Below are 7777 nucleotides of genomic sequence, written 5' to 3'. Positions count from 1 at the left end.
AGGGGCAAGAGCCCTTGGTTACTTGGGGCCGGGCGGCGTTCCGTTTTTCCAAGTGACTCGCCGTAAGGGCGAAACCCTAAGTGGCCGTTACCGCAGCAACGGATATGTACACCTGAAAGACAATTATCGCCTGCCAGGACGCCTTCGCCGGCAAGCCTGGCTCCTACAGTTCAAATAACAGGTCCGGCTGTCAGGCCACCTTCGCGAGCAAGCACCCACATCTGAACTGAACACGCGAAATCCCAAGCAAAAAACCCGGCTTTTTCAGCCGGGTTTCTTGATTCATTCATTCAACAACACTTCGGTCCGGACTTGCTGCCGTAACGGGCTTCCTGGCGTTCCCGAAAGAACGCCTCGTAATCCATCACCGGCTTGTCCGGGTGCTTGTTTTGCATATGCTCGACGTAGTTGTCGTAATCGGGCATACCCACCATCAGGCGCGCGGCCTGACCGAGGTATTTGCCCAGGCGACTCAGGTCATTGAACATGATCAGGCATCGGCAGCGCTTGGAACGGTGCTTCCTTGTCCGTTCGTTCCTTGGTGCCCCAGGCGGCGATACCGACCTTGAGTGCGAAGAACAGGATGCTGAACACCACGAACAGGAACAACGCGGTCAGCGTGGCGTTGGTGTAGGCGTTGAAGATCACGTGCTGCATCTGGTCAATGCTCTTGGCCGGCGCCAGCACCTGACCGTTGGCCAGGGCATCGCTGTATTTTTTAGCCAAGGCCAGGAAGCCAATGGCCGGGTTGGCATCGAACAGTTTGATGAAACCGGCGGTGGTGGTGCAGATCAGCAGCCATACCGCTGGCAGCAGAGTCACCCACACATACTGCTGACGCTTCATTTTGATCAGCACCACGGTGCCAAGCATCAGGGCAATACCCGCCAGCATCTGGTTGGAGATGCCGAACAATGGCCACAGGGTGTTGATACCCCCCAGCGGATCGATCACGCCCTGATACAGCAGGTAACCCCACATGGCCACGCAACCGGCGGTGGCGATCAGGTTGGCGGTCCAGGATTCGGTGCGCTTGAGCGATGGTACGAAGGAGCCGAGCAAATCCTGGAGCATGAAACGCCCGGCACGAGTACCGGCGTCCACAGCGGTCAGGATGAACAGTGCTTCGAACAGGATCGCGAAGTGGTACCAGAACGCCATGGTGTTCTCACCCGGCAGCACGTGGTGCAGGATCTGCGCGATACCCACGGCCAGCGTCGGCGCACCGCCGGCACGGGCCAGGATGGTGGTTTCACCGATGTCCTTGGCCACTGCTTGCAGCGCCTCCGGAGTAATCGCAAAGCCCCAGCTGCTGACGGTCTGAGCAACCGAAACAGCATCGGAACCCACAATGGCCGCAGGACTGTTCATGGCGAAGTACACGCCCGGATCGATCACCGAGGCAGCCACCATGGCCATGATCGCCACGAACGATTCCATCAGCATGCCGCCGTAACCGATGTACCGGGCATGACCTTCGCTGGCGAGCAATTTTGGCGTGGTGCCAGAAGCGATCAGCGAGTGGAACCCCGATACCGCGCCACAGGCGATGGTGATGAACAGGAACGGGAACATACCGCCCTTCCACACCGGTCCCGTGCCATCGACGAATTGGGTCAGTGCCGGCATTCTCAGCTCGGGCATGGTCACCAGGATACCGATGGCCAAGGCGACGATGGTGCCGATTTTCAGGAACGTGGAGAGGTAATCACGGGGTGCCAGGATCAGCCAGACCGGCAGAACGGCAGCCACGAACCCGTAACCGATCAGCATCCAGGTGATCTGGATACCGGTGAAGGTAAAGGCCTTGGCCCACACCGGGTCAGCAGCAATCTGCCCACCCAGCCAGATCGAGCCCAGCAGCAGGAACACGCCGATGATCGAGATTTCACCGATGCGGCCCGGACGGATGTAGCGCATGTAGATGCCCATGAACATCGCGATCGGGATGGTCGCCATGACCGTGAACATGCCCCACGGGCTCTCGGCCAGGGCCTTGACCACGATCAGCGCCAGCACCGCGAGGATGATGATCATGATCAGGAAGCAGCCGAACAGCGCGATGGTGCCGGGGATGCGGCCCATTTCTTCGCGGACCATGTCGCCCAGCGAACGGCCGTTGCGGCGGGTGGACATGAACAGGACCATGAAGTCCTGCACGGCACCGGCCAGCACCACGCCGGCAATCAGCCACAGCGTGCCGGGCAAGTAGCCCATCTGCGCCGCCAGTACCGGACCGACCAGCGGCCCCGCGCCGGCGATGGCCGCGAAGTGGTGACCGAAGAGCACGTGCTTGTTGGTCGGCACGAAGTCCAGACCATCGTTGTTGAGCACAGCGGGCGTGGCGCGATTGGGGTCCAGTTGCATCACTTTGTTGGCGATGAACAGGCCGTAGTAGCGGTACGCAACGAGGTAGATGGCGACGGCTGCAACGACGATCCACAGGGCGTTGATCGCTTCGCCGCGGCGCAGGGCCACGACACTCAGCGCAATCGCTCCCAGGACAGCCACGGCAAACCAGGCGAGGTGTTTAGCCAGACGGGGCATAGAGGGTCTCCTGCCGACAGCTCGTGACTGCGGCGGTAATTTTTATAATTGTGTCCGCTGTGCGGAGCTGGGCCAATATCCGCGCATGTCGTCCACAAATAAATCCGCGTTACTACGTACGCGGCGTCTACGTAGTTCTACGTAGACGCCGCCGATCTTTCTGTGTGGCGAGCCTTTGTGGCGAGGGGATTTATCCCCGTTGGGGCGCGCAGCGGCCCCAAAAAATCGAGACTGCTACGCAGTCCAACGGGGATAAATCCCCTCGCAACAAAGGCTTCCACAGATCGTGGATTACCCCCGTCAGTCATTCCGTCCAGCAACGCTACAGGTCTGGCGTATCTTTGGCATATGATGCCGGCCCCTCGCGCGGGCAGGAGCAACCATGCAGCTCAAACACAAGATCGTCGCCCTCGGCATTTTGCCGCTGGTGTTGGCCATTGCCGTCATCTGCGCCTTGGTGATTTCCCTCAATCGCCAACTGGGTGATCAACAGGCGCAGCTGATCGAAGACAGCATCCTGATGAGCAAGCGCGCGGAACTGAAAAACTACGTCGAAATGGCGAAAAGCCTGATCGAGCCGCTGTACGACAACGGCCAGGGCGACGCTCGCGCCCAGCAACAGGTGCTCGAGGAACTGCGCAAGCTCAGCTTTGGCATCAATGGCTACTTCTTCGTCTACGACCATGAAGGCCGCAGCCTGATGCACGCGCGACAGTCGGAACTGGTGGGCAAATACCTGTGGGACATGAAAGACCCGCACGGCCTGCCGGTGATCCAGGCGCTGCTCAAGAGTGCGCAATCGGGCGAAGGTTTCCAACGCTACGCCTGGAACAAACCCTCCTCCGGCCAGGTGACCGACAAACTGGCCTATGTGGTAATGCTCGATCGCTGGGGCTGGATGCTCGGTACCGGCATTTACCTTGAAGATGTCGAGCGCGCCACCCAGCAAGCACGAGCCGAAGTGGCCCAGGGCATCCGCAAGACCATGGTGGCAATTGCCGTGGTGGCGCTGGTGGCGGTGCTGTTTGTCTTCGCCACCGGCATGACCCTCAATGTCAGCGAACATCGCCTGGCGGACAAGAAACTGCAGCGCCTGACCCAGCGGATTGTCAGCCTGCAGGAGGAAGAGCGCTCGAGGGTGTCCCGCGAGCTGCACGACGGCATCAGCCAGGTGCTGGTCTCGATCAAGTTTCAGTTCGAACTCGCCAGCCACTTGCTGGAAAGCGGGCAAAACCACGACAAGGGCCTGGGCGCGTTGAGGGATGCCACCGCGCGCCTGGGTGATGCGATTGGCGAAGTGCGCAGCCTCTCCCACGACTTGCGCTCATCGTTGCTCGATACCCTCGGCCTGTCGGCGGCAATCGGTCAATTGGCCGCTGAGTTCGAACAGCGCAGCGGCCTTACCGTGACCTATGACGACAATGAATTCGACTGCCAACTGGTCGACGGCGCAGCGGTCTCGTTGTTTCGCATCGTCCAGGAAGGCCTGACCAATATCGAGCGCCACGCCCGGGCCAGGCACGTATCCATTACGCTGCGCGGCTGCGAACAATCGGTGCGGCTGACGGTGGTCGACGACGGAGTCGGTTTCAACGTCGCCCAGGTCGAACGTCGCCACGTCGGCATTGGCTTGCGTAATATTCGTGAACGCGTCGAACATTTTGGTGGCCGCTTCGAACTGATCTCGACGCCCGGACGCAGTGAGCTGGATGTTCTGCTACCGATGAAGCTGCCTGCCAGCAAACGCTGATGCCCCAAAAACAAGAGTGAAGCCTGCAATGAACCTGCCCTCCCCGATCCGCGTCGCCTTGGTCGACGATCACGCCCTGGTCCGTGACGGAATAAAGGCGCTGCTGTCCGTCATGGCCCCCCTGGAAGTGGTTGGCGAAGCCGAAAGTGGCGCCGAAGCCATCGAGATGGTCGGACGCTGCCAGCCCGACCTGCTGCTGGTCGACATCAGCCTGCCGGACATCAACGGCCTGGAACTGACCCGCGTGCTGCGCAGCCAGTACCCGTCGCTAAAGGTATTGGTGCTGAGCATGTACGATAACTATGAGTACGTGAGTGAATCACTGCGCTCGGGCGCCAGTGGCTACGTGTTGAAGAATGCCCCTTCACGGGAAATCATCGCGGCCATCGAAGCCATCTCCAGCGGCGGGACCTTCTACAGCGCCGACATCGCCCAGCGGCTGATCGCCGACAAAAACACCGACAACGAACTGACCCCCCGTGAAAGCCAGGTTTTGTCGAAGATGGCGCAAGGGCTGAACAACAAGGAAATGGCACGGGAACTGGATATCAGCGTGCGCACGGTGGAGACACACCGCTTGAGCATTCGGCGCAAGCTCAACATCGACAAGCCGGCAGCGCTGGTCAAATACGCGATCGATCACGGGCTCATTTCGCGCTAGCGATCATTGACTGCGTCAATAGTCACCATTAACTCAATGAAGTTCTCTTAAAAATTCCACGGCGTAACATCAGCTCCATACCAACCAACAACACCCCGGAGCACACGATCATGAAACGCCAAACCCTCCTCAGCATCGCTTTCTCGGTTTTCGCAATTAACGCTTTTGCCGCAACCTCTGTTCAGCCTGTCGTGGCGGAAGGTGGCTCGGATCGTCTGATTGAAAGCCGAGTGGCTGAAGGTGGTTCGGATCGTTTGATCGAGAATCGTGTAGCTGAAGGCGGTTCGGATCGCCTGATCGAGAATCGCGTCGCTGCCGATGGTTCGGATCGCCTGCAAGGCAACACTGTCGCCGCCGATGGCTCTGACCGCCTGCAAGGCAACACCGTCGCCGCCGATGGCTCGGATCGCCTGCAAGGCAACACCGTCGCCGCCGATGGCTCTGACCGCCTGCAAGGCAACACCGTCGCTGCCGATGGCTCGGACCGCCTGCAAGGCAACACCGTCGCCTGAACCCATCGCTTCACCGCACCCACAAAAAGCCCGGCCTGATCAGCCGGGCTTTTTTACGTCTGCGCCGCAGGTATCCCGCGTCATCGTTGACGTCCATCGTCGGAACGCCGCCCGGAGCATGCTCGCTCCTACAGAGAAACCAACTGAATGACACCGAATTTCAGGCAAAAAAAATCCCGGGCAGCTGATGGACGCCCGGGACTTAAAAATGCATAAACCGTGGTGGTGAACGCGGGGCGGATATTACGCAATGTTTCGCCCTGTAACAAGATATTTTGATTAACCGTTCAGTTACTAAAATCTGTAACCTGTTAAATAACCAGATATTTTTTACGGTTAACCTCGAAATAACCTTAACTACAGGAACCAGCGATATTCCCGTGCACTGATGTCGTTCAGGAACGCCAAGTGGTCCTGCCGCTTGTTCTCGCAATACACATCGACGAATTCCGCGCCCAAACCTTCACGCAGTTTTTGATGGCCTTGCATGGCTCGCACGGCGTCGAGCATTTCCAGCGGAAAGTCGATGCCGCTGTTGCGGTCATCGTTGAGTGGGGCGATCGGCTCGCGCTCCTGTTCAAGGCCTTGCTCCAGGCCCACCAGGATCGCGGCGAGCACCAGATACGGGTTGGCATCGGCGCCAGCGAGGCGATGTTCGACCCGCAGGTTCCTGGCGTCAGACTCCGGCACCCGCAGGCATGCGTCTCGATCCTCGAAACCCCAACTGGCGCGCGAGGCGACGTTGACCGTGGCGCTCAAGCGGCGCAACGCGTTGTGGTTTGGCGCGAAAATCGGCATGCAGTGCGGCAACACATCCAGGCAACCGGCCACCGCATGGCGCAACGCGCGTTGCCCGTTCGCCGCCAGCAGGTTGTTGCCGGCCTTGTCGTAAAGACTCACGTGCACATGCATGCCGCTGCCGGGGTGCTGCAGGTAAGGCTTGGCCATGAAACTGGCGCGGTAGTTGTGCTTGAGTGCCACGCCTCGCGTGCTGCGGCAGAACAACGCAGCCCAGTCGGCAGCGCGCAGACCATCGTCCAGATGACCGAAATTGATCTCGAACTGACCGGGGCCCAATTCGGCGGTGATCACCGTCGCATCGATGCCTTGCGCACGCGCGGTCTCGACCATTTCGTCGAGCACCGGGGCAAATCGCGAGAGGCGTTCAATGTGCATGTTCGGCTGATCGTCCGCATCGCCGGTCAGCGGGTCGCGGGCAAACTGCGGCAAGCCATCGCGCAACTGACTGTCGAACAGGTAGAACTCAAGTTCGAACGCCACCACCGGAAAAATGCCTTTGCTTCCAAGCCGCGCCAACACCTGCGCCAGGACTTCACGGGGTTCGAAGACGATCGGTTTTTCCGTGCCATCGGAAGTAATCAACATCTGCCCCAGCGGTTGCTTCTCCCAACTCACCAACTTGAGCGTGCCCGGTACCAGGCGACGCAGCGCGTCCGGATCGCCATCGTTGAAGCAGTAGTCGCCAATCTTGAACAGCCCGCCCTGGGTGCCGAGCAACACGCAGTTTTGCGGCAACTTGAGGGCGCTGCCGGCGGCGACTTTTTCGAGCATTTCGATCGGGTAGCGCTTGCCGTAGAAATGCCCCGGAATGTCCAGGGATATCAGGTCGACGAAGCGCACATCGGGGTAGCGCTGACGAAACCCACGCACTTCGGCCAACAAATCAGAGCACACAGCATCCATCGTTTTGTTCCTTGTTGTTTTTATCAGGTGTAGACCCAAAGTACGCGGGTCATTTGGTCTGAGAGGTTGCCGTAGCGGCAGTGGGCATGACTGGCCAGTTGAAAACTGTCGCCAGCGTGCAGGGTCACCGGTTCGTTCTGGTCGAGCCACAAGGTCAGTTCCCCTTCCAGCACATAGCCGCCCTGCTCCGAGCTGTCCTTCATGTGCCGGTCGCCGCTGCTGGCACCGGGCTCCAGCTGGCTTTCGAGCATGGAAAAGGACGCACGCATCTTTGGCGAGACCATGATGTCGGTGATGCCATCGGCGTAATACAACGTGCGGCGCTCATCCGGCCGGGTCACCCACGGTAGGGCCATGGGTTTGGGCAGGCTATAGAAATAGGTGGTTGGCACGCCGAGGGTCTCGCTGATGGCGGTCAGGTCCGCCACCGTCGGGCGGGACAAGCCGCGTTCGACCTGGGAAAGAAAACCCACGGATCGGCCGATCTTGTCGGCCAGATCCTTCAAGGTGTACTTCTTGTGCTTGCGCAGATCCTGGATCAGGATCGCCAGCGCCGAAATTTCTTCTTGCATGTCCATCTAAAGGCTTCCAGAAGTGGCCGAT

At 59.6% G+C, this 7777-nt stretch carries 7 protein-coding genes; 3 read left to right on the top strand and 4 right to left on the bottom strand.

Features of this window, described 5'->3' with window-relative positions; all coding sequences use genetic code 11:
- Nucleotides 1–290: 290 nt before the first annotated feature.
- On the bottom strand, nt 291–488 hold the full coding sequence (locus AC1Q8Q_RS27830) for a YbdD/YjiX family protein (protein WP_020801269.1): 198 nt from the start codon (nt 486–488) through the stop codon (nt 291–293).
- The gene (locus tag AC1Q8Q_RS27825) at nt 478–2547 is read right to left on the bottom strand and encodes a carbon starvation CstA family protein (protein ID WP_168757916.1); all 2070 of its coding nucleotides are present in this window, start codon (nt 2545–2547) and stop codon (nt 478–480) included. Before AC1Q8Q_RS27825 ends, AC1Q8Q_RS27830 begins: the two co-directional genes overlap by 11 nt.
- 382 nt (nt 2548–2929) lie before the next feature.
- On the opposite strand from AC1Q8Q_RS27825, the gene AC1Q8Q_RS27820 reads away from it, so the two are divergent.
- From AC1Q8Q_RS27820 to AC1Q8Q_RS27810, 3 genes are all read left to right on the top strand, one after another.
- Nucleotides 2930–4297 carry a cache domain-containing protein gene (locus AC1Q8Q_RS27820; protein WP_020801266.1) on the top strand — a complete coding sequence of 456 codons (1368 nt, stop codon included), beginning with the start codon at nt 2930–2932 and terminating at the stop codon, nt 4295–4297.
- 28 nt (nt 4298–4325) lie between these two features.
- Nucleotides 4326–4958, top strand: a complete 633-nt coding sequence (locus AC1Q8Q_RS27815) for a response regulator (RefSeq protein WP_020801265.1) — start codon at nt 4326–4328, stop codon at nt 4956–4958.
- A gap of 110 nt (nt 4959–5068) precedes the next feature.
- A complete protein-coding gene (locus AC1Q8Q_RS27810) occupies nt 5069–5470 on the top strand; it encodes a hypothetical protein (protein WP_083348885.1) in 402 nt (133 codons plus the stop codon).
- A 357-nt stretch (nt 5471–5827) separates the two neighbouring features.
- On the opposite strand, the gene AC1Q8Q_RS27805 is transcribed toward AC1Q8Q_RS27810, so the two are convergent.
- Both AC1Q8Q_RS27805 and AC1Q8Q_RS27800 read right to left on the bottom strand, forming a co-directional pair.
- Nucleotides 5828–7174: a glutamine synthetase family protein gene (locus tag AC1Q8Q_RS27805; protein ID WP_020800969.1), complete on the bottom strand. Its 1347-nt coding sequence runs from the start codon at nt 7172–7174 to the stop codon at nt 5828–5830.
- Between the two features lie 23 nt (nt 7175–7197).
- On the bottom strand, nt 7198–7752 hold the full coding sequence (locus AC1Q8Q_RS27800; protein ID WP_020800970.1) for a helix-turn-helix domain-containing protein: 555 nt from the start codon (nt 7750–7752) through the stop codon (nt 7198–7200).
- Nucleotides 7753–7777 lie beyond the last annotated feature (25 nt).

Source organism: Pseudomonas sp. GW823-FHT06B06 (assembly GCF_058795195.1).
The sequence above is the reverse complement of the archived record's forward strand: the minus strand, read 5'-3'. Positions and strand labels throughout refer to the sequence as shown.